The following is a 24,968-nucleotide window of genomic DNA, read 5'->3' on the forward strand; positions in this document are numbered from 1 at the left end:
AGCTCAATTAGCTAGAGAAGCCGCTCACAAATGGCCAGATAAAGGTCGGGCAAGCGCTGGAGATCGGTGATCGATACGCACTCGTCCACCTTGTGGATCGTCGCGTTCACCGGCCCCAGCTCGATCACTTCGGCCCCCATGGACGCGATGAAGCGACCGTCCGAGGTGCCACCACCGGTGCTCTGTTCGGGATCGATGCCACACAGGTCGCGACATACACCGACGACGACTTCGCGCAGTTTTCCACCCGGCGTCGCGAGAAACGGATGTCCGGAAAGGTGCCAGTCGATCGAGAAGCTCACACCATGCCTGCGAAGGATCGCTTCGGTGCGCTCGCGCAGCTCCGCGGCCGTACTGGCGGTGGAGAAACGGAAATTGACCAGGGCCACCAGTTCACCCGGAATGACGTTGTTCGCGCCCGTCCCCGCGTTGATATTGGATACCTGGAACGACGTCGGCGGGAAGTCCGCATTGCCTTCGTCCCATCGTTCCGCCGTCAGCGCCGCCAGGGCGGGCGCGAAGCGGTGGATAGGATTCGTCGCCTTCTCCGGATAGGCAACGTGGCCCTGCACGCCCTGCACCGTCAACGTGCCCGAGAGCGAACCGCGGCGTCCCACGCGAATGAGATCGCCCAGCGTTGTCTTCGCAGACGGCTCGCCGACCACGCAGGCGTCGATGCGCTGGCCGGTCCGCGCGAAGTGTTCGACCACTTCGCGAACGCCATGCAGCGCGACACCCTCTTCGTCACTGGTCAGCAGCAGACCGACCGTACCGCGGTGGTCGGGCTGGGCGGTGACGAACCGTTCCAGCGCGACCACCATGGCGGCCACCGAGCCCTTCATGTCGGCCGTGCCGCGCCCATAGAGCAGTCCGTCGCGCTCGGTGGGCTCGAAGGGTGGCGAGGCCCAGTTCGCTTCCGGCCCGGTCGGCACGACATCCGTATGGCCAAGAAAGGCGAGCACGGTGCCGCAGGTGCCGTGGGTCGCCCACAGATTGTCCACATCGCCGAAGCGCAGGTGCTCGATCTGGAAACCGACCGCAGAGAGCCGCTCCGCGATCAGTGGCAGGCATCCCGCATCCTCCGGCGTCACCGAGCGTCGACGGATGAGATCGTGAGTGAGTTCGATGACGGGAGACATGGGCTCGCTTGCCTTACTTGCCGAATCGTTTCTTGAATGCATTGTCCGAGAAGCCAACGGCGACATCGTCACCGTCGACCACCACCGGCCGTTTGATAAGCGCCGGGTATTCCTTAAGCAACAGCGTCCACTCGGGATCCGTGCGCGGATCCTTGCGCTGCGGCAGGAGCGTGCGCCAGGTCGTGGATGCCTTGTTGATCAGCTTCTCCCAACCACCGACTTTCTCCGCCCATGCCTTGAGCGTGGCCGACGGCACGGGATGCGCGCGGTAGTCGACGAACTCGTGGGCCACCTCGAAACGCGTGAGCCAGTTGCGCGCCTTCTTGCACGTATCGCAGGTCGGCAAGCCGTACAGGATGACGGCCATGGTTATTCGCCGCTGCGCAGCAGTTCGTTGATGCCGGTCTTCGAGCGCGTTTTTTCGTCGACCTGCTTGACGATGATCGCCGCGTAGAGACTATGGCTCCCGTCCTTCGCCGGCAGGCTGCCGGCAACGACGACGCTGCCGGCCGGGACGCGGCCGTAGCTGACCTCGCCGGTGGCGCGATTGTAGATGCGGGTGGACTGGCCGAGGAACACGCCCATGCCGATCACCGAACCCTTCTCCACCACCACGCCTTCGACGACTTCGGAGCGCGCGCCGATGAAGCAGTTGTCTTCGATGATCGTGGGATTGGCCTGCAGCGGCTCGAGCACGCCGCCGATGCCAACGCCGCCGCTGAGGTGAACACCGGCGCCGATCTGCGCGCAGGAGCCGACGGTGGCCCAGGTGTCGATCATGCTGCCGGCCCCCACGTAAGCGCCGATGTTGGTGTAGCTGGGCATCAGCACCGCATCCTTCGCGATGTGCGCACCCCGACGGACCAGCGCACCTGGCACGATGCGCGCGCCGAGGCTGGCGTATTCGTGGGCGTCGCCGTCGGCGAAGCGCAGCGGAACCTTGTCGAAGGCGCTCGACGGGCCGCCATCCATGACGCGGTTACCATTCATGCGGAAATACAGGAGCACGGCTTTCTTCAGCCACGCATTGACTGTCCACCCACCCTTGCCATCCGGCTCGGCGACGCGACGCTCGCCGGACTCGAGCAGGTTGAGCACCTGGTCGACCGCGTCACGGAGACCGCCTTCGATTTCGGTCTGGTTGAGGTCGAGACGACGTTCGAAGGCGTCGTCGATAAGGGACTCAAGCGTTTGCATCTGCATTCAAACTGTTCCTGGGGTTTTCGAAACCGATATGACGAAGCAGGCACTCGCGCAGGATCTCACGGCGTGGCGGAGACAGCGGCGCGTTGCTGCGATCGGTAAGTTGGAAGAAATCTTCGACACGCTCACCGAACGTCGCGATACGCGCATCATGCACGCGCACCTCGGCTTCGGCCAGCGCCTGGGCCACGGCGGCCAGCAGTCCGGGCCGGTCGGTACATACCAGCGCAAGCTGTGTGCGTTCGCCGGCATCGACGAACTCGATGCGCGGTGTCATCTGAAAATGGCGAAGGTGCCGCGAAAGACTGCGTTTCGGCGGCCCCTGCCCGGCCGGCTGGTCGAGCGCCCGCAGCATGCGCGAGCGCAGTTCCTCGGCGCGCTGGAGCGACGCAGGGGCCTGCGATTCCGACTCGAGCAACAGGAAGGTATCCAGCGCCTTGCCGGTGCTGGAGACAAGGATGCGGGCCTCGACGACGGAGAAGCGCAGGCGATCGAGCATGGCCGTCACCGTGGCGAACAGGCCATCACGGTCGGGCGTGTAGATAAACAGTTCCGTGCTGCCGCGTACGGAGAACGGATGCACCTCGACCAGCGGTGTCGCGCCACGGGCGCGCAGGATCGCGGCGGTCTGCCACGCGATCTGTTCGGGGCGGTGCCGCAGGAAGCTGAGGTCCGGAAATTCCGCCCACACACCGGCGATGTCGTCTGCCGCCACATGCTCGGCGACCAGCATGCCGAGTGCACGCTCGCGTGTTTCACGCAGGCGCATGCCCGCGTGGGCCGGCGGCGTGAGGTCGCTACGCAGGGCGAAGCGCGTCGACGTGTAGAGATCGGCGAGCAGCCGGTCCTTCCAAGCGTTCCATAGCTTCGGACTCGTACCGATGATGTCGGCGATCGTCAGCAGGTACAGGTGGTCGAGGTGCTCCCAGTCCCCGACCGTCGCACCGAAGCGATGCACGACGTCAGGGTCGGTAATATCCTGGCGCTGCGCTGTCGTACTCATCAACAAATGATGGCGAACCAGCCACGCTACCAGGTCGGTATCTTCCTGCAGCAGGCCAAGACGCGCGCAGAACGCTCGCGCATCTTCTTCGCCCAGCGTCGAGTGATCGCCGCCGCGGCCCTTGGCGATGTCGTGGAACAGGGCCGCCAGGAGCATCAGCTCCGGCTTTTCGACATGCGGCCAGATTTCGCAGGCGATCGGAAAATCGCGGCGCGCCGCGGAATCGGCGAAGCGCGCCACGTTGCGCAACACGCGCAGCGTGTGTTCGTCCACGGTGTACACATGGAAGAGGTCGTACTGCATGCGGCCGACGACCTTGCCGAATGCTGGCAGGATCGCGGCGAGCAGGCCATGCCGGTTCATCCGCCACAGCGCTTCCACGGCGGGCGCGCCTCGCCGGAGCAGCGCCAGGAACGCGCAGAGCACCTGCGGGTCGTCCGCCAGGGATTCGCCGTGGAGGGAAACGGCATGCTGGATGCGCCGCATGGTTTCCGCGGTGAAACCGGTGATGCCCGGCTCGTCGAGCCGTGCGATGAAGATCTCCACCAGCGATGCCGGGCGGCGCACGAACAGCTGCGGGTTGCGCAACGAAATACGCGAACCGTGGCGCACGTAGTCGGTGCCTACCGGCAAGGCCTCGGTCGCGGGATCGAGCATTTCCTCGAAGCGTTCGACCAGTTGGGTGCCGGAGCGCTCGATCTGCGTGGCCGCGCGGTAATAGCCCTGCATGAACTGTTCGACGCCGAGGTTCTTGGCGTGCTCGTCCTCGAAGCCTAGCTGCTTGGCCAGGCCACGCTGGTAATCGAACAGCAGGCGCTCTTCCGCCCTGCCCGCTTCGAGATGGAGCGCATAGCGGTAACGACGCAGGGTCTCCTCGGCGCGAGCGAGCTTGGTGGCCTCGACAGGTTCCAGCAGTCCTTCCGCGACCATATCGTCGAAATCGGGAGCGTCGGCCAGGCGACGACCCAGCCAGCGCAACGCGTCGAGCGTGCGCAGCCCGCCGGGGCCGTCTTTCAAGTTGGGTTCGAGGTTCTGCGCCGTGTCGTCATAGCGCGCGTGACGCGCATCGCGTTCGGCGAGGCGCGCGGCGAGGTACTGGCGCGGGGGCCACAGGGCGGGGTCGTCGAGTATCCCGCGAAGACTCTCGGCCAGGATGGGCCAGCCGGCCAGGCGCCTCGCGTCGAGCAGGCTGGTGAACACGCTGGCATCGCTGGCGGCGAGCTCACGGCACTGTTCGACCGTGCGCACCGCGTGGCCCGGCTTCAGGCCGATATCCCACAGACAGCCGAAGAAGCTTTCCAGTGCGCGGTGCAGGGCGGGCGAGGTCTCGGCCACCAGGGCAAGCAGGTCGACATCGGACGCCGGAAACAGCATGCCGCGGCCGAAGCCACCGACGGCGAACAGGGCACCGGCCGCCATGTCGCCCAGGCAGGCGCCCCAGGCATGGACCACGATGCGGTCGACGATCTCGGACCGGCGACGGGCCAGGGCCGAGGCGTCTTCCCCCTCACGAAAGGCGACGGCGAGCGAGCGATCCACATCGCCAAGCAACTGGCGCAACGAACGCCGCGCCTCGGGCGAGACGCCCGATCGCGGCACGACGGCGGGCAGGCGTGGAAGCGGCGGAAGCGTCACGTCGGAGCCCTCTGCGGTGGTTGGCACATCGAGCGGACGGCGGTCCCGGGAGACTGCCGTCGATGGAGCGTCAGGCAGCGTGGGCGTCCGGCCAGGGCGTGAGGATCTCGAAGCCATCGTCCGTTACGGCAATGGTGTGCTCCCACTGGGCCGACAGCGAGTGATCCTTGGTGACCACCGTCCAGCCATCGGGCAGCGACTTCGTCTGCGGCTTGCCAGCGTTGATCATCGGTTCGATGGTGAAAGTCATGCCCGGCTTGAGCTCGAGGCCCGTGCCGCTGCGGCCGTAATGAAGCACCTGGGGCTCATCGTGATAGACCTTGCCGATCCCGTGCCCGCAGTACTCACGGACCACCGAGAAACCCGCCGCCTCGGCGTGCTTCTGGATGGCGGCGCCCACGTCGCCCAGGGTCGCGCCCGGCTTCACGGCGCGGATGCCCTGCATCATCGCCTCGAACGTAGTGTCGACCAGACGCTTGGCGAGGACACTCGGGGTGCCGACGAAATACATGCGACTGGTGTCGCCGTGCCAGCCGTCCTTGATCACGGTGACATCGATATTGACGATATCGCCGTCCTTCAGGACCTTGGTTACGTTCGGAATACCGTGGCAGATCACGTGGTTGACCGAGGTACACACGGTCTTGGGGAAACCCCGGTAGCCCACATTGGCCGGAATAGCCTTCTGCACGTTCACGATGTGGTCGTGGGCGAGACGGTCCAGCTCCTCGGTGCTGACACCGGGCTTGACGTGGGGCACGAGCATCGCCAGCACCTCGGCGGCCAGGCGACCGGCCTCGCGCATGTGCTGGATCTCTTCGGGGGTCTTCGGTACGACGGCCATGACGGTTCTCTCTTTTCCTTTGCCCTCAGGGGATTGGGCCTGCCACACGAGGTGGCGGCGCCCCTGCCGGAAATCCAGCCTCGGCTTGCGGCCGAGCGGGTCCGGAGGCTACAATTAGCGAGTTTTGCTGTCCGGCGAAGCCACTTTGAGGTGGCCACGGCGGCGATACGAAGCGCGATTGTAACCGTATGAAGCCACTATTGGCCCCACGAAAGCATCGCTTTTAACGCCACACACGCATCGGCACCGCCTTCGGGGTGCCTGGCCCGACAGGGCCGGGTCGAAGCCGGGGATGCGTGGAGGTCCCAACCCCCACAGAACCGCTCGATGCGGTTCGCCCAGGAGTTATTCCATGGCACAAGTCACCATGCGCGAAATGCTGGAAGCCGGCGTCCATTTCGGTCACCAGACCCGTTACTGGAACCCCAAGATGGCTCCGTACATCTTCGGCGCCCGCGGCAAGATCCACATCATCAACCTCGAGAAGACCCTTCCGCTCTTCACCGACGCGATGAACTTCCTCTCGGGCCTGGCCCAGAAGGGCGGCACCGTTCTCTTCGTCGGCACCAAGCGCTCCGCCCGTGAGTCGCTGGCCGAAGAAGCCGCGCGCGCCGGCCAGCCGTTCGTCACCGCCCGTTGGCTCGGTGGCATGCTGACCAACTTCCGCACGGTCAAGCAGTCGGTCGCCCGCCTGAAGGAACTCGAAGCCGCCGAAACCGACGGTTCGTTCGAGAAGCTGGTCAAGCACGAAGTGCTGGCCCGTCGCCGTGAGCGCGACAAGCTGCAGAACTCGCTGGGCGGCATCAAGGACATGAATCGTCTGCCGGACGCCCTGTTCATCGTCGACATCGGTCACGAAGACATCGCCGTCCAGKAAGCCCGCAAGCTCGGCATCCCGGTCGTCGCCGTCGTCGATACCAACTACGACCCGGCCCTCGTCGACTACGCCATCCCGGGTAACGACGACGCCATCCGCGCCATCCAGCTGTACGCCCGCGCCGCTGCCGACTCGATCCTCGAAGGCAAGGCCGCTTCGCCGAACGCCGCTCGTGGCGACGCCAACGAGTTCGTCGAACTCGACGAAGAAGGCAACCCGGTCGCCAAGGACAGCGCCCCGCGCGGCGATCGTCGTGGTGCCCCGGACAAGAAGGGTGCTCCGCGTCGTGAAGGTGGCCGTGACGGCGGCCGCGACGGTGGTCGTGGCCGCGCGTAAGCGCCCCACCCTGTCGAGCTCTTCCGTTTCATCCGGCGCCGCGGCATGACCGCCGCGGCGCCCATCAAAACTTTGAGGAACTACCATGGCTGAGATTTCCGCCAAGCTCGTCAATGAACTGCGTCAGCGTTCTGGCGTCGGCATGATGGAGTGCAAGAAGGCGCTCGTCGAAAACAATGGCGACATCGAAGTGGCGATGGAATGGCTGCGCAAGAACGGCATGGCCAAGGCTGACAAGAAAGCCGATCGTGTCGCTGCCGAGGGCCTGATCGCCGTCGCGCAGAAGGCCGGCGTTGCCGCCCTGGTCGAAGTCAACAGCGAAACCGACTTCTCCTCGCGCAACGAGCAGTTCATCCAGTTCACCAAGGACGTCGCCAACGTCGCCCTCGATGCCGGCATCAACGACATCGAGGCGCTCAAGGCGGCCAAGCTCGGCGAAAACACCGTCGAAGAAGGCGCCAAGACGCTCACCCTCACCATCGGTGAGAAGTTCGACGTCCGTCGCATGGCCAAGGTCGAGAGCGAAGGCACCATCGGCGCCTACTCGCACAGCGGCCGCATCGGCGTGCTGGTGGCCCTCAAGGGCGGCTCGGAAGAGCTGGCCAAGGGCATCGCCATGCACGTTGCCGCGATGAACCCGAAGTTCATCAAGGTCGACGACGTCCCGGCCGATTTCCTCGCGAAAGAGAAGGAAATCGAGCTCTCCAAGATGACCGACAAGGACAAGGCCAAGCCGGCCGACATCCTCGACAAGATCATCTCGGGCAAGGTCAACAAGATCCTCGCCGAAGTCACGCTCGTCGGCCAGCCGTACGTGCTGGACGGTGACATCACCGTCGCCGAGGCCCTGAAGAAGGGCGGCGCCGAGATCGTCTCGGTGCAGCGCCTGGCCGTCGGCGAAGGCATCGAGAAGGTCGTCGACGACTTCGCCGCCGAAGTCATGAAGCAGGCCGGTCTGGCGTAAGCCTTTCCTCCTGGCAGTAACCGAAAGAGCCGCGAGAGATCGCGGCTCTTTTTTTGCCTGCGGGAGCTCCCTGGCCACTGTGGGAGCCGCTTCAGCGGCGATAGGCCTAAGGCATCACCGCTCCGTTGGCTTTTCGCCGCTGAAGCGGCTCCCACATTTGTTAAACTAAGCCCGTTTTGCCCCACACAAACTGGAGATTCCCCATGAGCACCCCGCTGAAGAACCGCCGCATCCTGCTCAAGCTCTCCGGTGAAGCCCTGATGGGAGCAGAGGATTACGGCATCGATCCCAAGGTGATCGGTGGGTTGGCCAAGGAAATCCTAGAAGTCCGCGACGCTGGCGCGCAGATCGGCGTCGTCATCGGGGGTGGCAACATCTTCCGTGGCGCGGGCCTCGCCGCCGCCGGCATGGATCGCGTCACCGGCGACCACATGGGCATGCTCGCCACCGTCATGAACGCCCTGGCGATGCAGGACGCCATCGAGAAGCTCGGCGGCGAAGCGCGCACGATGAGCGCCATCAAGATCAACGAGGTCTGCGAGGACTTCATCCGCCGCCGCGCCATCCGCCACCTCGAGAAGGGCCGCGTCACCCTGTTCGCCGCCGGCATCGGCAACCCGTTCTTCACCACCGATTCCGCCGCCGCGCTGCGCGCCGTGGAAGTCGGCGCCGACTTGCTCCTGAAGGCCACCAAGGTGGACGGCATTTACTCGGCCGATCCAAAGCGTGACGCGACCGCCACGCGCTACGACCACCTCACCTACAACCAGGTGATCGAGCGCCGTCTCGAAGTGATGGATACCGCCGCGATCGCCCTGTGCCGCGAAAACAAGCTGCCGCTGCGTATCTACGACATGACCCAGCCGGGCAACCTCATGCGGATCATGAAGGGCGAGCCGGTCGGTACCCTGGTCGACGCCGGCTGACGAGCTGTCCGGCCGGGATCCCCTGGATTGCCGGCCCCTGCCTTGGCGCGCTGCGACAAGGCCGTACGCGCACGCACTGCTATACTCGCCTGCTGACCCGTTCGACCGGAAACGAGCCCATGATCAACGACATCAAGAAAGATGCTGAGACCCGTATGGGCAAGAGCATCGACTCCCTCAAGCACGACCTGAAAACGATTCGCACCGGCCGCGCGAATCCGTCCATCCTCGACAACATCGTCGTGCCCTATTACGGCACGCCGACGCCGCTGGCCCAGGTGGCCAACGTCTCCACGCCGGATGCCCGCTCGCTGTCCGTCAAGCCGTTCGACAAGGCCATGGTCGGTCCGATCGAGAAGGCCATCATGGCCTCCGATCTCGGCATCACGCCGACCACGATGGGCATGGACATCCGCCTCAACTTCCCGCCGCCGACCGAGGAGCGCCGCAAGGAGCTCGCCAAGAGCGTGTCGAAGGAAGGCGAGGCCGCCAAGATCGCCATCCGCAACGTCCGTCGTGACGCCGTCCAGCACGTGGCCAAGCTGCTCAAGGACAAGGCCATCACGGAAGACGACCAGAAGCGCGCCGACGGCGACATCCAGACCCTCACGGACAAGTTCGTGAAGGAAGTGGACGACGTGGTCAAGGAAAAGGAAAAGGAGCTGATGGCGCTCTGACGCGCCATCGGATCAGGGCCCCCATGGCAGCCAAACCCGACGCACGGGTTCCCCGCCACCTGGCTATCGTCATGGACGGCAACGGCCGCTGGGCGAAACAGCGCCTGCGGCCGCGCACCTTCGGCCATCACGCCGGCCAGAAGGCGGTCAAGGAAGCCGTGGAGTTCTGCCTGCGCCGGGGCATCGGGTCGCTGACGCTGTTCGCCTTTTCCAGCGAAAACTGGAAACGCCCCGCAACCGAGGTCTCGGCCCTGATGGAGTTGTTCCTCAAGGCGCTGGACAAGGAAGTGGACGAACTGCACGGCAACGGGGTGCGCATCCGTTTCGTTGGCGACCTCGACGCGTTCGCGCCCGAACTGCGCGCGCGCATGCTCGGGGCGATGGGCCGTACGGCCGGCAACACGGCGTTGAACATGAACGTGGCCGTGAACTACGGCGGCCGCTGGGACATCGCCAACGCCGCGCGCCTGGCCATCGAAGCCATCGCCCGGGGCGAATTCGCTGCGACCGAGCTCGACGAGGCCCGTCTCCAGCATTACACCTGTCTCGCCGACCAACCGCCGCTGGACCTGTTCATCCGCACCGGCGGCGAACATCGGGTCAGCAACTTCCTGCTCTGGCAGCTTGCCTATGCCGAGCTCTATTTCACCGACACCCTGTGGCCCGACGTCGACCAGGCCTGCCTCGCCGAGGCCCTCGACGACTATGCCCGCCGCGAGCGCCGTTATGGCCGCACCGGTGAGCAGGTAGCCACGGGTTAACGCCGGAAACTCATGCTCAAGCAACGCATCCTCACCGCCGCCGCACTGATCCCGGTCGTCCTGGCGCTGATCCTCCTGCCCCCCACCGGCATCTTCGCCGCGGTCGTCGCCCTCGTCTTCGTGGGTGCGGCATGGGAGTGGAGCCAGCTCGCCGGTAGCCGTACCGCTGTCGGGCGCGGCATTGTCGCCGCCGTTGCCGCCGCCATGCTGCTCGCCCTGCTCCTCGTCTGGACGCCGGGGCTCCTGACGGCGCTGACCCTTGCCGGCGTGGCCTGGTGGATTGGGTGCTGCTTCTGGTTGCGCCACTTCACGTTTGCGGCGGCACCCAATGCCGAGAACCGCATGTTGAAGCTGGGCGTGGGCGTGCTGGTCATCGTGCCGACCCTGGCCGCCGCCATGACGTTGCATACCAGCGACCACGGCCACTGGTGGACCCTGCTCGGCCTGGTCATCGTGTGGTTCGCCGACACCGGCGCGTATTTCAGTGGTCGCTACTTCGGCCGCCGCAAGCTCGCGCCGCGCATCAGCCCGGGAAAGACCTGGGCGGGCGTCTACGGCGCCATCGTCGCCGGTTCCTTCATCACCGTGCTCGGCGGCTACCTGATCGGCGTGCGCGAGACCTCCCAGCTGATCGGGCTTGGTGTGCTCGGCGTGATCACCGTGGGTTTCGCCGTGGTCGGCGATCTGTTCGAGAGCCTGATGAAGCGCCATGCATCCGTGAAAGACTCCGGCAGCCTGTTCCCCGGCCACGGTGGCCTGCTCGACCGCCTCGACAGCGTCTTTGCCGCCCTGCCCATCTTCGCGGCTGGCAAACTGCTGCTGGGCCTTTAACGCCATGGCCATCCGCCAGGTCGCCGTGCTCGGCGCCACCGGTTCCATCGGTGGCAGCACGCTCGATGTGATCGCGCGCCATCCCGACCGTTTCCGCGCCAGCGTGCTCGTCGCCAATCGCAGCAGCGAAGCGCTGGCTGCGCTGTGCGAGCGCTTCCGGCCCGACCTGGCGATCATCGCCGACCCCGGCATGGAGGGCGACCTCGCCCGTCGTCTCGCCGCGGCCGGCGTGCGCTGCGAGGTAGCTTCCGGTGCCGACGCCGTCACCGCTGCGGCGGCCGGCCCGCTCTGCGACACCGTGGTCGCCGCCATCGTCGGCGCTGTCGGGCTCGACTCCACCTTCGCGGCCGCGCGCGCCGGCAAGCGCCTGCTGCTGGCCAACAAAGAATCCATCGTCATGGGCGGCGCCCTGTTGCTCGAGGCCCTGCGCCTGGGCGGCGGCGACCTCATCCCGGTCGATTCCGAACACAACGCGATCTTCCAGTGCCTGCCCGGCGGACGCCCGGAACTCGCCCGCGCAGGCGTCCGGCGCCTTGTACTGACCGCCTCCGGCGGCCCGTTCCGCGGCCGCACCCGGGCCGATCTCGGCGCCATCACCCCCGACGAGGCCTGCGCCCACCCCAAATGGTCGATGGGCCGGAAGATCTCGGTCGATTCGGCCACGTTGATGAACAAAGGCCTCGAGGTTATCGAGGCCCACCACCTGTTCGCCGCGCCGGTCGACCGGATCGAGGTCGTAGTCCACCCACAGAGCCTGGTCCATTCGATGGTCGACTACGTCGACGGCTCCATGCTGGCCCAACTGGGCAACCCGGACATGCGGACGGCGATCTCCTGCGCCCTGGCCTGGCCTGAGCGCATCGAGGCCGGCGTCGCGCCGCTCGACCTGGCCGCCCATGCCCGCCTCGACTTCGAGAAGCCCGACCTGGATACCTTTCGCTGTCTCGCACTGGCCTTCCAGGCGCTGCGCGCGGGCGGCGATGCCACGACGATCCTGAACGCCGCCAACGAGATCGCCGTTGAAGCGTTCCTTGCCGGGACCCTGCCCTTCCTGGGCATTGCCGAGCTCGTCGAACGCGTTCTTGAGGAACTGCCGGCCGAACCCGTGGTCGATGTCCAGACCCTTGTGGAACGAGACGCCGCCGCCCGGCGGTCGGCGCGGAACGTGCTGCACCGCGCTTACTGCTAAACTCGCTCTACCCAACGACTTTTTTTCGAGACCCTCCCTCTCCGATGAGCCCCTTCCTAGGTTCCGTGTTCTGGCTGCTGGTCACGCTTGGCGTGCTGGTGACCTTCCACGAATTCGGCCATTACTGGGTCGCGCGCCGCTGCGGCGTGCGCGTACTCCGTTTCTCGGTCGGCTTTGGCCGTCCGCTGTGGCGGCGCGTCGCCAAGGACGGCACCGAATACCAGATCGCGGCCATTCCACTCGGCGGCTACGTGAAGATGCTCGACGCCCGCGAAGGCGACGTCGATCCTTCCGAGCGCGGCCAGGAGTTCACCGGCAAGTCGGTCTGGAAGCGCATCGCGATCGTGGCCGCGGGTCCGGCGTTCAACCTCATCTTCACCATCGCGGCGTTCTGGGCGATGTACATGATCGGCCGCCCCGACGTGGCGCCGATCGTCCAGGCCGTACCGGGCAGCCTCGCCGCCGGGGCAGGTATTCATGCGGGCGATCGCCTGATCACGATGAACGGTGAGCCGGTCGAGACCTTCAGCGATGCTTTCGACGTGCTGGCCAACGGCATGCTGGGAAGCGAGCCCATGCCGGTGCGCGTCAAAGGCAGCGACGGCACCGAGCGAGACCTCGTCCTGCCGCTGCAGAAACTGTCGTCCGACGGGGACATCTCCAAGAAGCTCGTCGAGTTCGGCCTGACCCCGCAGAGCAGCCCGTTCATCGGCGAAGTGGTGAAGGGAGATCCCGCGTCCCTCGCCGGCATTCGCACGGGTGACAAGCTGGTCAGCGTCAACGGCAAGCCTGTCGCCGACTTCGACGCGTTCACCAAGCTGGTCCCGGAGCTGGCGGCGGTTTCGCCGAAGCTTGCCGTGACGATCGAGCGTGATGGCAGCCCGCGAACCTTCGACATGACCGCCCGCCTGAAGTCCGAGCAGGGCCAGCCACCCCGCTGGATGATTGGTGTTGCCGCGCGCCCTGCGGAGACGGCCATCCTGCGCTACGGCCCGGTCCGCGCGTTCACCGAGTCGCTCAACGCCACATGGACGGGCGCGCAGAACACCTTCAACCTGATCGGCAAGATGCTCTCCGGCCAGGCGTCGACCAAGAATCTTTCAGGTGTCATCGGCATCGCCCAGGTCGCGAATTATTCGGCCAACCACGGCCTGGGGTGGTTCCTCAACTTCCTCGGCCTGGTCTCCCTGAGCCTGGCGATTCTTAACCTGTTGCCCATCCCGGTCTTGGACGGTGGACACCTGCTGTATTACCTTATCGAGTTGGTCAAAGGCAGCCCGGTCAGCGAACGCACCATGATCGCCGGCCAGTACGTCGGGCTCGCCTTGCTGTTCACGCTGATGGGGCTGGCGTTTTTCAACGACATCCAGCGAATGATCGTCTCGTGACGAGGCATCCGTATTACCCCGGTCCTGGGCGCTTGCGCGTCCATGGCCAGACGACGCCGGGCATGAGCCCTGCGCGTGCTCCTATTCGGTCGCCGGCCTCGTCCGCCGGCTTCTGGTCTTAACTCAACGGAATCGACGATGAAGCGTATCGCCGCCCTGATCCTGCTCGCCTCCCTGTCTGCCAATGCGCTTGCTTTTGAGCCGTTCGTCGTCTCCGATATCCGTATCGACGGTCTCACCCGCATTGCCCAGGGCACGGTGCTGAGCTATCTGCCGATCGAGAAGGGCGAGTCCTTGACCGACGAGAAAGCTCAGGCCGCGATTCGCGCCCTGTACCAGACCAAGTTCTTCAGCGACGTGGAAATTGAACGCCAGGGCGACATCCTGGTGATCAAGGTCACCGAGCGTCCGGCCATCGCCAAGCTCACGCTGCGCGGCAACAAGGACATCAAGGAAGACGACCTGCGCAAGGGCCTCAAGGAGATCGGCCTGTCCGAGGGTGAAACCTTCGACCGCCTGTCCCTCGATCGCGTCCAGCAGGAACTCATCCGCCAGTACTACAACCGCGGCAAGTACAACGTGTCGGTGATCCCGCACGTGACGCCGCTCGATCGCAATCGCGTGGCGATCGACATCGAGATCCGCGAAGGCAAGGCGGCGAAGATCAAGGAGATCAACGTCGTTGGCAACAAGGCCTTCACCGACAAGGCGATCCGCGACGGTTTCGAGTCGAACACGTCCAACTGGCTGTCCTGGTATTCCAAGGACGATCAGTACTCCCGCGAAAAGCTCTCCGGCGATCTGGAAAAGCTCAGCAACTACTACATGAACCGTGGCTACGCCGACTTCGGCGTCGATTCCACGCAGGTCGCGATCAGCCCGGACAAGCGTGCGATGTACATCGACGCCAGCGTGAAGGAAGGCGAGGTCTACACCGTCTCCGACGTCCACCTGCTCGGCGAACTGATCCTCCCGGAAGACACCCTGCGCAAGCTGGTGTACATCCACAAGGGCGACACCTTCAATCGTGCGGCGATCGAAGCCAGCACCGATGCGATCAAAGCCATCCTCGCCAACATCGGCTACGCCTTCGCCAAGGTGACGCCGGTGCCGAAGCTGGACAAGGACAAGCGCACCGCCGACCTCACGCTCTTCATCGAGCCAGGCAAGCGCGTGTACGTGCGCCGCGTGGTCTTCCAGGGCAACACCCGCACGGAAGACGAGGTCCTGCGCCGCGAAATGCGTCAGCTCGAAGGCGCCTGGTACTCGCAGGGCGCGATCGACCGCTCGAAGACCCGTCTGCAGCGCCTCGGTTACTTCAAGACCGTCGACATCGACAAGGCCCTCGTACCGGGTACGGTCGACCAGGTCGACCTGACCGCGAAGGTGGAGGAACAGTCCGCCGGCTCGCTGATGTTCGGCGTGGGTTACTCGCAGTACTCGGGCATCATCCTGTCGGCTTCGGTCTCGCAGAACAATTTCCTGGGTACGGGTGACCGCTTCTCCATCGGCGCGGAAACCAGCACGTACTACAAGCGCATCAACGCGAGCTACACCAATCCGTACCTCACCGATTCGGGTGTGCAGATCGGTTACAACGTCGGCTACAGCAAGCTCGATTACGGCGACACCGACCTCGCGAACTACACGTACAGCACCAAGTCGTTCCAGACGACGCTGTCCTTCCCGATCTCCGACTTCGATTCACTGACCACCAGCCTCGGTGTCAGCTCGAACCTGATCAACACGTCCACGTATACCCCGGGCCAGCTGGTGGCCTACCAGCAGGCCGTCGGTAACAAGACCATCCACTCGTGGACGTCGAGCCTTGGCTTTACGCACGATACGCGTAACAGCTACTGGGCCCCGACCCGCGGTGGTCAGTTGACGCTCTCGGTCGATGGCGCCCTGCCCGGTTCCACCGTGCAGTACTACAAGATCTTCGGCGAAGCCAACCACTACTGGCCGATCGGCAAGGGCTTCGTGCTCTATCTCGACGGACAGGTCGGCTACGGCAAGACCTACGGCCAGAGCTACGACAACGACGGTTTCGCCTACAACCCGAACGATCCGACCAACCCGATCAAGATCTACTCCAAGGGTGACAAGGTGGCGTTCCCGTTCTGGGAGAACTACTACGCCGGCGGCGTGCGTGACGTCCGTGGCTTCCAGGACAACACCCTGGGTCCCCGTCTCTGCGACGGCCTCAGCACGAACCCGGGTGGCAAGCCCGACAGCCACGGCAATTGCACGGGCGGCTACTACAGCTACGGCCAGCCGGTCGGTGGCGCCTTCAAGACGCTCGGCACGGCGCAGATGTTCCTGCCGCTGCCCTTCCTGAAGGACATCAACACCGCTCGTGTGTCCTGGTTCGTCGACGTCGGTAACGTCTACTCGTCGTACTCGACGTTCAAGGCCAGCGACCTGCGCGCCTCGACGGGTCTGTCGCTGCAGTGGCAGGCGCCGATCGGCCCGCTGATCATCAACTTCGCGGTGCCGTTCCGTAAGCAGTCCGATGACGGCCGCTTCGTCGAGCGTATCCAGTTCACCTTCGGCAGCCAGCTCTAAGGCTGACAAGTCGCTAGAATCGAGGGGTGGTGCGGCTCCGGCCCACCACCCCTTTTTTATGGAGTGCCTCGTGAGCGGAAATCCGCAATACACCCTGGCCGAGCTGGCTGAACGATTCGGCCTCGAGGCCCATGGCGATCCTGCCACGGTCGTGGATGGCGTCGGCACCCTGTCGGCGGCGACCGCCTCCCAGTTCACCTTCCTGTCGAATCCGAAGTACACCTCGCAACTGGCCGAATCGCAGGCCGGCATCGTCGTGCTGACCGCCGAGGCACTGGCCCTGCGCAAGGGCGCGGCCCTGGTGGCCAAGGATCCCTACGTCGCCTACGCGAAGATCGCGGCGCTGTTCGAACGGGTCGCCGCGGCACCGAGGGGCATCCACGCGAGCGCCGTGGTTTCACCGTCCGCCCGCGTGCATCCCACCGCCAGCGTCGGTCCATGTTGCGTCGTGGACGAGGGTGCCGTGATCGAGGAAGGCGCCATCCTCGGACCGCATTGCGCCATCGGCCCGGGCTGCGTGGTCGGTGCCAACTCGCGACTGGTTGGCCGGGTGACCCTGGTCATCCGCGTGACGCTGGGTAAGCGCGTGCTCGTGCATCCCGGCGCAGTCATCGGCTCCGATGGCTTCGGCCTCGCCTTCGACCGCGATCATTGGGTGAAACTTCCGCAACTGGGCGGCGTGCGCATCGGCGACGACTGCGAGATCGGCGCCAACACCACCATCGACCGCGGTGCGCTCGACGATACCGTGCTCGAGGACGATGTCCGCCTCGACAACCAGATCCAGATCGCGCACAACGTGCATATCGGCGCCCACACGGCGATGGCCGGCTGCTCCGCCGTCGCTGGCAGCGCAAAAATCGGGCGTTACTGCCTCATCGGTGGCAACGCGGGCGTCCTCGGCCACCTCGAACTGGCCGACCGGGTTACCATCACGGCGAAAAGCCTGGTCACCGCATCGATCAGGGAACCGGGCGAATACTCGTCCGGCACACCGTTGCAGGACAACCGCCAGTGGCGGCGCAATGCAGCGCGCTTCAAGCATCTCGACGAGTACGCGCGCCGTCTGTCGGCGCTGGAAAAGGAAAAAGGGCAATGACCGATTCGAACGCTGCCGTGAAGCTTCCGGTGGATGTGGAGCATATCCAGCGGCTGCTGCCGCACCGCTATCCGTTCCTCCTGGTGGACCGGGTGATCGAGCTCGATCCGGGCAAGAGCATCGCAGCGATCAAGAACGTCACGATCAACGAGCCGTTCTTCCAGGGACACTTTCCCGGGCATCCGGTCATGCCGGGCGTGCTGATCGTCGAGGCCATGGCGCAAACCGCCGGCCTGCTCACCCAGCTGACCAGCCAGATCGAAGGCCAGGGCGGCAGCCCGCTCTTCTACCTGGTGAAGGTGGACAACGCCCGCTTCTCGTCCGTCGTCGCTCCGGGCGACCAGCTGCGCCTCGAGGTGTCGCTCAAGCGGCTCCTTCGTGGCATGGGCCTGTTCGAAGCCCGGGCGCTGGTAGACGGCAAGCCCGTCGCATCCTGCGAGCTGATGTGCGCCGCGAGGAACGATAAATGATCCATGCCACCGCGCAGATCGATCCGTCCGCGCGCATAGCTGACAACGTCAGCATCGGCGCGTTCAGCGTCATCGGTGCTGACGTCGTCATCGGCGAGGGCACGACCGTCGGTCCGCACGTGGTGATCGAAGGGCCGACGACCATCGGCCGCGACAATCGCATCTCGCAGTTCGCGTCCATTGGCGGTCCGCCGCAGGACAAGAAGTGGCAGGGTGAACGCACCGAAGTCGTCATCGGCGACCGCAACCTGATCCGCGAATTCGTCACGATCAACCGCGGAACGGGTGATGGCGGCGGCGTGACACGCATCGGCAACGACAACTGGCTGCTCGCTTACGTGCACATCGCGCACGACTGCCAGGTCGGCAACAACGTGGTGTTTTCCAACTACTCCGCCCTTGCCGGGCATGCCGAGATCGGCGACTGGACGATCATGTCCGGTTATTCCGGCGTGCATCAGTTCTGCAAGGTCGGCGCCCACGCCTTCATCGGCATGGGCTGCCTGGTCGGCTCGGACGTACCGCCTTTCGTGATGATGGCCAACGAGACCCGTGGCCGTCCGCGCGGGATCAACAGCGAAGGCCTGAAGCGACGTGGCTTCGACACCGCGCGCATCGCCGCCATCAAGAAGGCCTACCGCACGCTGTACATGGCCGGCCTGCCGCTGGCCGAGGCGCGTGAACAGCTCCAGGCCCAGGCGGAAACCAGCGAGGACGTGCGCCAGATGCTCGAGTTCCTCGATCGCAGCGAGCGCGCGCTCGCCCGCTGACATCATGCCGCCGACGATGCCCTCCCCTGGCCTGCCGACCATTGCCCTGATTGCCGGGGAAGATTCCGGCGACCAGCTCGGCGCGGACCTCATCGACGCCTTGCGCGCACGCTATCCGGCGGCGCGCTTCATCGGCATCGGCGGCCCTCGCATGACGGCGCGGGGCTTCGAGTCCTGGTTCGATATCCGCGAACTGTCGGTCATGGGATTTGCCGAGGTGGTCAGTCACCTGCCGCGCCTGCTGCGCCTGCGCAAGGCGCTGCTCCGCAAGCTGTTGGCCGCGCGTCCCGACATCACCGTCGGCATCGACGCTCCCGATTTCAACCTCGGTGTGGAGCGCAAGCTCAAAGCCGCCGGGATGCGCACGGTCCACTACGTCAGCCCCTCCGTCTGGGCATGGCGCGAGAAACGCGCGGAGAAAATCGGCAGATCGGCCGACCGCGTGCTCTGCCTGTTCCCGATGGAGCCGCCGATCTACGCGAAGCACGGCGTCGACGCACGTTTCGTCGGCCATCCGCTTGCCGACCGTTTCCCGATGGTTTCCGACCGCGCCGCACCGCGCGACGCACTCGGCCTGCCACACGATGCACCTGTCCTGGCCGTGCTACCCGGTAGTCGGCCGAGCGAGATCGACCGGATCGGAGCGATCTTCATCGCCGCGGCGAAGCGTGTCGGCGCCACCATGCCCGACCTGCGCATCGTCGTTCCCGCAGCGAACGAACGTGTCCATGCCCGGCTCAAAACGTTGCTCGCGGACTTTCCCGGCACGCCGCCCCTGCTGACGGACGGCCAAGCCCACGAGGCCATGCTCGCGGCCGATGTGGTCTTGCTGGCCTCCGGCACGGCCACGCTCGAGGCCATGCTTGCCAAGCGGCCGATGGTCGTGGGCTACCGCGTCTCACCGACCAGCTACCGCATCGCCAAAGCGCTGCGCATGCTCAAGACCGATGTCTACAGCCTGCCGAACATCCTCGCTCGCGCCTGTGGCCTGGGTCGCCGGCTGCTCGTACCCGAATTCATGCAGGACGACTGCACGGCGGAGAACCTGGCCGACGCTACCCTCGCCCTGCTCGGCGACAGCGAGCGTCGTGGCGCCGTCGTCGCCGCGTTCGAATACCTCCACCAGGAGCTGCGTGGCGGCCTGGACGGTCGCGCGGCGGATCACGCAGCCGATGCCATCGCCGAGCTGATCGCGGAGCCCGCCTTGCCGGGCGGCGGCCGCCAGGCCTAGGCTGCGTCCATGCCCCGCAAGCGCAACGTCAGCAGCCAGCTCAGCCGCGACCTCATCATCGCCGGTGTGGACGAGGCGGGCCGTGGCCCCCTCGCCGGACCCGTGGTCGTCGCCGCGGTCATCCTCGACCCGGCCCGGCCGATCCGCGGCCTCAACGACTCGAAGCAACTTGCCGAGGACGTTCGCGAGAAGCTTTATGGCCGCATCGTCGAGCGTGCGCTCGCCTGGACCGTGGTCTTCGTGGAGCGCGAGGAGATCGACYGGATAAACATCTTCCAGGCGACCATGATCGGCATGACCCGGTCCCTGATGGGGCTGTCGCTTGCGCCGCAGATCGCCCTGATCGACGGAAACCGCCTGCCCCGTACCCTGCCCTGCGAGGCGCGCGCCATCATTGGCGGCGACGCGACGGAGCCGGCGATCAGCGCTGCCTCCATCCTGGCCAAGGTCAGCCGCGACCGGCACATGCATAGCCTCGATGCCGAGCATCCGGGGTATGGCTTCGCCAGGCATAAAGGCTATGGCGTGCCCGAACACCTGGATGCGCTGGGCCGCCTCGGCCCTTGCGCGGCGCACCGGCGCAGCTTTGCCCCGGTCAAGCGCTGGTTCGAGCCCGAGATCGAACCCATCGGCGACCTGTTCGCCACCGCCGTCTGAACCCCGGGGCGAATTCGCCCTAAAGTCGGAATTGATCCTGCCGATACGAAGGTTACGCGCCCTCACCAAGTGCGAGCCTTTCCCTATCGATGACAGGTAACACCCATGAAGAAGATCGCCATCGCCGCCGCGCTGTTCCTGGCCGCTCCGTTGTCCGCCCACGCCGCCTGTGCCGCCAAGGATTTCACCATCGACGGCTTCGCCGTGAAGGTGCAGCAGGGTTCGGGCCAGCCGCGCTTCAGCATGAAGGGCAACCTGGTCAACAAGTGCCCCGAAGCCGCCGCTGCACAGATCCGTATCGACGCGAAGGATTCGACCGGTAAGGTCATCGCCAGCAAGCAGGGCTGGCCGGCCGGCACCTCCAACATCGAGCCGGGCAAGAGCGTCGATTTCGACCTCGGCCGTCTCTTCCGCTACTCGGCGGACATGTCGGACTACACCGTGGTCGTGACGGACGTGAAAGCCTGGTAAGACCCTCGCGGTAGCTACGCTACCGCGATGTCTCGTCGGCTCAGATCACAGTCCACGAAACCCGCTCGCCGGGGGCAAAAGCCTCCGCGCGAGACGGTAGCCACACGAGGGCATGGGCCGACGCCAGGTTGCTCAGCATGTGCGAGTCCTGATGGGGCAGCGCCTCCAGCATGACCATGCCATCCTCGTTGCGCAGCCGCATGCGGACCAGCCGGTCACGCTCCGGATCCGCATCGACGGGGGCGCTCAGGATCCCGCGACGCCATTTCGGCTGATCAACGGCCTCCCCCTCCAGGCGACCGAGCACGGCTCGCGCATGGACGGCCAGACAGACCAGCACGGCCGCCGGATTGCCCGGCATACCGAGCAATACCTTGCCCTCGCGCATGCCGAACCACAGCGGCTTGCCGGGCTTCTGCGCGACTTTCCAGAACACCTTGCGCACGCCGAGACGATCGGCGACCAATGGCACGAAATCGCGGTCGCCCACGGATACGCCGCCACTGGTCACGATGAGGTCGGCGCTGTCCAGTGCGGCGCTCAGCGCTTCCTCGAGTGCACTCTCGTCGTCGCGGACATAGGCCACGACCGGTTCGCCATAGCCGTGCTCGACGAACCACGAACGCAGGAGCGGGCCGTTGGCGTCGTAGACCATGCCCGGCGCCAGGGGCTCACCCGCACGCACCACTTCATCGCCCGTGACGAGCACGGCGACACGGGGCCGGCGGTAGACCTCGACGCTGTCGATGCCCGCCATGGCCAAGGCGGCGACCAGACCGGCCGTCACCCGCTGGCCGGCGCTCGCAATGATGCTGCCGGACGCGAGCTCCTCGCCTTCGTAACGTATGGCTTCACCCACGCGTACCGCCTCGGTCAGGACGATGCCGGTTCCCGTGCGTTCGACGATTTCCTGGCGTGCCACGGCATCCGCGCCGTCGGGAACCACGCCGCCGGTCAGGATGCGAACCGCCTGCCCCGGACCGACGACGACGCCCGACGGTTCGCCGGCGGCAGCCGTACCGACCAGCGATCGCGGGGCCTGCCCATCGGCGGCAAGAACGGCATACCCGTCGACCGCACTCTGGGTGAACCGAGGCAACGCGATGCGCGCCGCGGCCGCTTCGGCCAGCACGGCACCGAGGGCGAGTTCCACCGGCAGGCGATGCGTCGGCAGACGGCCGACCCACTGGCGATAGAGTTCAAAGGTCTGCTCGATCGGCAGCAGGGCCATATCAGTGCGCCTCGCCGTAACCGCCGGGATGCTGTCCACCGGGCCGTCCGGTTTCCAGCAGATGGATCAGTCCCGGCAAGGTCGCAGCCAGCGACTCGCTGGCGCCGCCCCGGCTTCCGGGGAATGTGAGGATCAAGCTGTCGCGAACGTAGCCGGCGACACCGCGTGAGAGCATGGCGAACGGCATGCGTTGCTGCCCGAAGGCACGCGCCGTTTCCATGATCCCCGGGATCTCGACGTCGAGCATCGGGCCGACGGTATCGACGGTGATGTCGTGAGGACCCAGGCCGGTGCCTCCCACGGTGATGATCATGGCGGTGTCGGCGGCGATGAGCGAACCGAGCAGCTCGCCCAGCACCGCCGCGTCGTCGGGGATCACCGCGTATTCGACGGGCCCGAAGTTCGCCGCGATCAACGCATCGCGCACCCAGACACCTGCCGTGTCGGGCTTGGCACCGCTCGCCACGGTGTCGGACAGGACCACGACCGAGGCGCTGCGTGGCACCGACAAACGTCGTTTGTAGTGCGATTTACCGCCTGTCTTGCGCTCGAGCCGGCAGTCTTCGATGTGCAGTTCATCCGGCTCGGCGTAGGGCTTGAGCATGTCGTAGAGCGTGAGTGCGGCCAGGCTGGCGGCGGTCAGCGCTTCCATCTCGACGCCCGTGGGGCCGATGGTCTGCACTTCCGCGATGACCCGCACCGACGTGTCGGCCAGCTCATAGGTCACCTCGGCACGATGGATCGGCAGGGGGTGGCACAGCGGAATCAGTTCATCCGTCCGCTTGGCGGCCAGGATGCCGGCAACACGTGCTGTTTTTAGGGCATCGCCCTTTTCGGTATCGCCGCTGCGCAGTAGCTCGATGCAGTGGGCCGGTGCGTGAAGGGTGGCGGTGGCGCGGGCGACACGCAGGGAATCCGGCTTCTGGCTGACGTCTTTCATCCGTGGCTCGTATGCGAGTGGTGGCGATGCGAAGACGGCGGCGTGTCGTCGAGGTCGTCGCGGATGCAACATCCTTCGACGAAAGCGCTGCTGCCGTCGGTATAGAACTCTTCCTTCCAGATCGGCGCGCCGTGCTTCACCGCGTCGACCGCATAGCGGCAGGCGTCGAAGGCTTCGGCGCGGTGCGGTGCACRAACCACGCAGACGATGGCGACATCGCCGATCGACAGGTCGCCGAGACGATGCGCGATACGCACGTAGGGAACGCCGTATTTTTCGCGCGTCGCGGCTTCGACGTCACGAATGACTTTCGCTGCGAGCGGTTCGTGTGCCGTGTACTTCAAATGCCGGACCGAGCGCCCTTCATGGTGGTCGCGCACCGTGCCGACAAAAAGCGCCAGGCCACCGCACTCCGGATGGGCGTCCAGTTCGAGCAACGGCTCCACGCTCACCGGTTCATGGGAAAGCACCGCACGTTCCATGGTCAACCTCCCGCCACGGGTGGCAGCACGGCGATACGCCCATCGGCCGGAAGCGGATCGGCGCGACGCACGATGGTGTCGCCCGAGGCACAGGCGCACCGTTCCAGCGCGGAGGCCAGCTTCGGCTGTTCGTGGGCCAGCCGGGCAAGTGCGTCACCGACGGTGCGAATGTCGTCGCCTGCGTCGATCTCGCATGTGCGGGCGCCGGCCAGACTTTCCAGCGAGGCGAAAAACTCGAAAACGATCGATGTCATAGGGTGTCCGAAAGAAGGGCTCATCCGCCCATCGCATGCATGGTCAACGGCCTGTCCACGGGACCCGGCCGCGACGCGTAGCCCGCGTCCTTGAGCCAGACCGCCTTGCGCACCTGCTCGGCAAGCGGTTCGTCGGCGAGGCCATCACGCATCCGCGCGCCCAGCGGCGTGCCGATCGGTGAGAACAGGCAGGTAAACAGTTCGCCCGTCGCCGTGAGCCGCAGGCGGTCGCACGTGGAACAGAACGGGTTGGACACGGTCGAGATAATGCCGAGCGGATAATGGCCATCGACGAGATAGGGCGTCGCGGGATCGTGCCCGCGCGGCTGCGCGTCCACGGTGTGCCCCTCGCGGATCGCCGCCAGCATGTCCGCTTCGGATACCACGGCATCGCGTTTCCAGTGTCCGGGAGCGTCGAGCGGCATGTATTCGATGTATCGAAGGGGAAGCTTCCTGGCCATGGCCCATTCCAGCAGTGGGACGATGTCCTTCTCGTTATCGCCACGGATGACGACGGCGTTGAGCTTGACGTTGGCCCCCGCGGCGACGAGTGCGTCGATGCCGTCGAATACCGGTGCGATCTCGCGCAGGGTGAGGCGGCGGAAGGTCTCCGGGTCGACCGTGTCCAGGCTGACGTTGAAATCGTCGATGCCCGCCATGACCAGCTCACGGGCCTTCGGTGCGATACGGGACGCATTGGTGGTCATCGACAGCCGGCGAAGCCCACGCGCGCGGAGGGCGGCGATGTCCTGCACGCACTCCAACAGATCGTGACGCAGCAGCGGCTCACCACCGGTCAGCCGGATCTGGTCGATGCCCTGATCCACGAACAGTCTGGCGAGCCGCACGATTTCGTCGCGCGCCAGCAGACTGGCCTTGGGCAGCCAGTCGGGGTGCTCGGGCATGCAGTACGTACAGCGGAAATTGCAGCGATCGGTGAGCGATATCCGCAGCTTGCGCTTAGTACGTCCGTGACGGTCGATGAGTGGTGACATGTCGCCTCAGGAAAGCACAATGCGCGT

25 protein-coding genes are annotated in these 24,968 nt (G+C 65.7%); 15 read left to right on the plus strand and 10 right to left on the minus strand.

What is annotated here, in order from left to right; translation table 11 throughout:
- Positions 1-11: 11 nt before the first annotated feature.
- The 5 genes from dapE to map all read right to left on the minus strand — a co-directional run bounded on the left by dapE (position 12) and on the right by map (position 5,824).
- Positions 12-1,139, minus strand: a complete 1,128-nt coding sequence (dapE, locus tag AC1DYM_RS01535) for a succinyl-diaminopimelate desuccinylase (RefSeq protein ID WP_477335263.1) — start codon at positions 1,137-1,139, stop codon at positions 12-14.
- A gap of 13 nt (positions 1,140-1,152) precedes the next feature.
- Positions 1,153-1,506 carry a Spx/MgsR family RNA polymerase-binding regulatory protein gene (locus AC1DYM_RS01540; protein WP_477335265.1) on the minus strand — a complete coding sequence of 118 codons (354 nt, stop codon included), beginning with the start codon at positions 1,504-1,506 and terminating at the stop codon, positions 1,153-1,155.
- 2 nt (positions 1,507-1,508) lie between these two features.
- On the minus strand, positions 1,509-2,336 hold the full coding sequence (dapD, locus tag AC1DYM_RS01545; RefSeq protein ID WP_477335472.1) for a 2,3,4,5-tetrahydropyridine-2,6-dicarboxylate N-succinyltransferase: 828 nt from the start codon (positions 2,334-2,336) through the stop codon (positions 1,509-1,511).
- The gene (glnD, locus tag AC1DYM_RS01550) at positions 2,323-4,980 is read right to left on the minus strand and encodes a [protein-PII] uridylyltransferase (protein WP_477335267.1); all 2,658 of its coding nucleotides are present in this window, start codon (positions 4,978-4,980) and stop codon (positions 2,323-2,325) included. Before glnD ends, dapD begins: the two co-directional genes overlap by 14 nt.
- A 70-nt stretch (positions 4,981-5,050) precedes the next feature.
- Positions 5,051-5,824, minus strand: a complete 774-nt coding sequence (gene map / locus AC1DYM_RS01555; RefSeq protein WP_477335269.1) for a type I methionyl aminopeptidase — start codon at positions 5,822-5,824, stop codon at positions 5,051-5,053.
- A gap of 352 nt (positions 5,825-6,176) precedes the next feature.
- Here map and rpsB point away from each other — a divergent pair, with 352 nt between their 5' ends.
- The 15 genes from rpsB to AC1DYM_RS01630 all read left to right on the plus strand — a co-directional run bounded on the left by rpsB (position 6,177) and on the right by AC1DYM_RS01630 (position 21,039).
- Entirely contained in the window at positions 6,177-7,037 is an 861-nt protein-coding gene (rpsB, locus tag AC1DYM_RS01560) for a 30S ribosomal protein S2 (protein WP_477335271.1), read from the plus strand.
- A gap of 85 nt (positions 7,038-7,122) precedes the next feature.
- Complete coding sequence (tsf, locus tag AC1DYM_RS01565; RefSeq protein WP_477335273.1) at positions 7,123-8,001, plus strand: translation elongation factor Ts; 879 nt, start codon at positions 7,123-7,125, stop codon at positions 7,999-8,001.
- A 203-nt stretch (positions 8,002-8,204) separates the two neighbouring features.
- On the plus strand, positions 8,205-8,927 hold the full coding sequence (pyrH, locus tag AC1DYM_RS01570) for a UMP kinase (RefSeq protein ID WP_046968675.1): 723 nt from the start codon (positions 8,205-8,207) through the stop codon (positions 8,925-8,927).
- A 119-nt stretch (positions 8,928-9,046) separates the two neighbouring features.
- Complete coding sequence (gene frr, locus AC1DYM_RS01575) at positions 9,047-9,604, plus strand: ribosome recycling factor (RefSeq protein ID WP_477335276.1); 558 nt, start codon at positions 9,047-9,049, stop codon at positions 9,602-9,604.
- A gap of 23 nt (positions 9,605-9,627) precedes the next feature.
- Entirely contained in the window at positions 9,628-10,365 is a 738-nt protein-coding gene (gene uppS, locus AC1DYM_RS01580) for a polyprenyl diphosphate synthase (protein ID WP_477335278.1), read from the plus strand.
- 12 nt (positions 10,366-10,377) lie between these two features.
- Positions 10,378-11,196, plus strand: a complete 819-nt coding sequence (locus AC1DYM_RS01585) for a phosphatidate cytidylyltransferase (protein ID WP_477335280.1) — start codon at positions 10,378-10,380, stop codon at positions 11,194-11,196.
- Between the two features lie 4 nt (positions 11,197-11,200).
- The gene (locus AC1DYM_RS01590; RefSeq protein WP_477335282.1) at positions 11,201-12,385 is read left to right on the plus strand and encodes a 1-deoxy-D-xylulose-5-phosphate reductoisomerase; all 1,185 of its coding nucleotides are present in this window, start codon (positions 11,201-11,203) and stop codon (positions 12,383-12,385) included.
- Positions 12,386-12,429: 44 nt separating this feature from the next.
- Positions 12,430-13,773: an RIP metalloprotease RseP gene (rseP, locus tag AC1DYM_RS01595; RefSeq protein WP_477335284.1), complete on the plus strand. Its 1,344-nt coding sequence runs from the start codon at positions 12,430-12,432 to the stop codon at positions 13,771-13,773.
- Between the two features lie 138 nt (positions 13,774-13,911).
- Positions 13,912-16,341: an outer membrane protein assembly factor BamA gene (bamA, locus tag AC1DYM_RS01600; RefSeq protein WP_477335286.1), complete on the plus strand. Its 2,430-nt coding sequence runs from the start codon at positions 13,912-13,914 to the stop codon at positions 16,339-16,341.
- 70 nt (positions 16,342-16,411) lie between these two features.
- Positions 16,412-17,440: a UDP-3-O-(3-hydroxymyristoyl)glucosamine N-acyltransferase gene (gene lpxD / locus AC1DYM_RS01605; protein ID WP_477335288.1), complete on the plus strand. Its 1,029-nt coding sequence runs from the start codon at positions 16,412-16,414 to the stop codon at positions 17,438-17,440.
- A complete protein-coding gene (fabZ, locus tag AC1DYM_RS01610; RefSeq protein WP_046968667.1) occupies positions 17,437-17,910 on the plus strand; it encodes a 3-hydroxyacyl-ACP dehydratase FabZ in 474 nt (157 codons plus the stop codon). The genes lpxD and fabZ overlap by 4 nt, the downstream gene beginning before the upstream one ends.
- Positions 17,907-18,680 (plus strand): acyl-ACP--UDP-N-acetylglucosamine O-acyltransferase, encoded by a 774-nt coding sequence (gene lpxA / locus AC1DYM_RS01615; RefSeq protein WP_477335291.1) that lies wholly within the window; start codon positions 17,907-17,909, stop codon positions 18,678-18,680. Before fabZ ends, lpxA begins: the two co-directional genes overlap by 4 nt.
- Before the next feature lie 4 nt (positions 18,681-18,684).
- A complete protein-coding gene (gene lpxB, locus AC1DYM_RS01620) occupies positions 18,685-19,911 on the plus strand; it encodes a lipid-A-disaccharide synthase (RefSeq protein ID WP_477335293.1) in 1,227 nt (408 codons plus the stop codon).
- A 9-nt stretch (positions 19,912-19,920) separates the two neighbouring features.
- Positions 19,921-20,568 carry a ribonuclease HII gene (rnhB, locus tag AC1DYM_RS01625; RefSeq protein WP_477335295.1) on the plus strand — a complete coding sequence of 216 codons (648 nt, stop codon included), beginning with the start codon at positions 19,921-19,923 and terminating at the stop codon, positions 20,566-20,568.
- A 105-nt stretch (positions 20,569-20,673) separates the two neighbouring features.
- The gene (locus AC1DYM_RS01630) at positions 20,674-21,039 is read left to right on the plus strand and encodes a hypothetical protein (protein WP_046968663.1); all 366 of its coding nucleotides are present in this window, start codon (positions 20,674-20,676) and stop codon (positions 21,037-21,039) included.
- Between the two features lie 40 nt (positions 21,040-21,079).
- Here AC1DYM_RS01630 and AC1DYM_RS01635 read toward each other — a convergent pair whose 3' ends face one another.
- Genes AC1DYM_RS01635 through moaA form a run of 5 tightly spaced genes read right to left on the minus strand, consistent with a single transcriptional unit; the run spans position 21,080 to position 24,941 of the window.
- The gene (locus AC1DYM_RS01635) at positions 21,080-22,270 is read right to left on the minus strand and encodes a molybdopterin molybdotransferase MoeA (RefSeq protein ID WP_477335297.1); all 1,191 of its coding nucleotides are present in this window, start codon (positions 22,268-22,270) and stop codon (positions 21,080-21,082) included.
- 1 nt (position 22,271) lies between these two features.
- Positions 22,272-23,210 carry a bifunctional molybdenum cofactor biosynthesis protein MoaC/MoaB gene (gene moaCB / locus AC1DYM_RS01640; protein WP_477335299.1) on the minus strand — a complete coding sequence of 313 codons (939 nt, stop codon included), beginning with the start codon at positions 23,208-23,210 and terminating at the stop codon, positions 22,272-22,274.
- Complete coding sequence (locus AC1DYM_RS01645; protein ID WP_477335301.1) at positions 23,207-23,692, minus strand: molybdenum cofactor biosynthesis protein MoaE; 486 nt, start codon at positions 23,690-23,692, stop codon at positions 23,207-23,209. Before AC1DYM_RS01645 ends, moaCB begins: the two co-directional genes overlap by 4 nt.
- Before the next feature lie 2 nt (positions 23,693-23,694).
- Entirely contained in the window at positions 23,695-23,946 is a 252-nt protein-coding gene (locus AC1DYM_RS01650) for a MoaD/ThiS family protein (protein WP_477335303.1), read from the minus strand.
- Positions 23,947-23,966: 20 nt separating this feature from the next.
- On the minus strand, positions 23,967-24,941 hold the full coding sequence (moaA, locus tag AC1DYM_RS01655) for a GTP 3',8-cyclase MoaA (protein ID WP_477335305.1): 975 nt from the start codon (positions 24,939-24,941) through the stop codon (positions 23,967-23,969).
- Between the last annotated feature and the right edge of the window lie 27 nt (positions 24,942-24,968).

This window comes from Luteibacter sp. P1_D3, assembly GCF_056406135.1.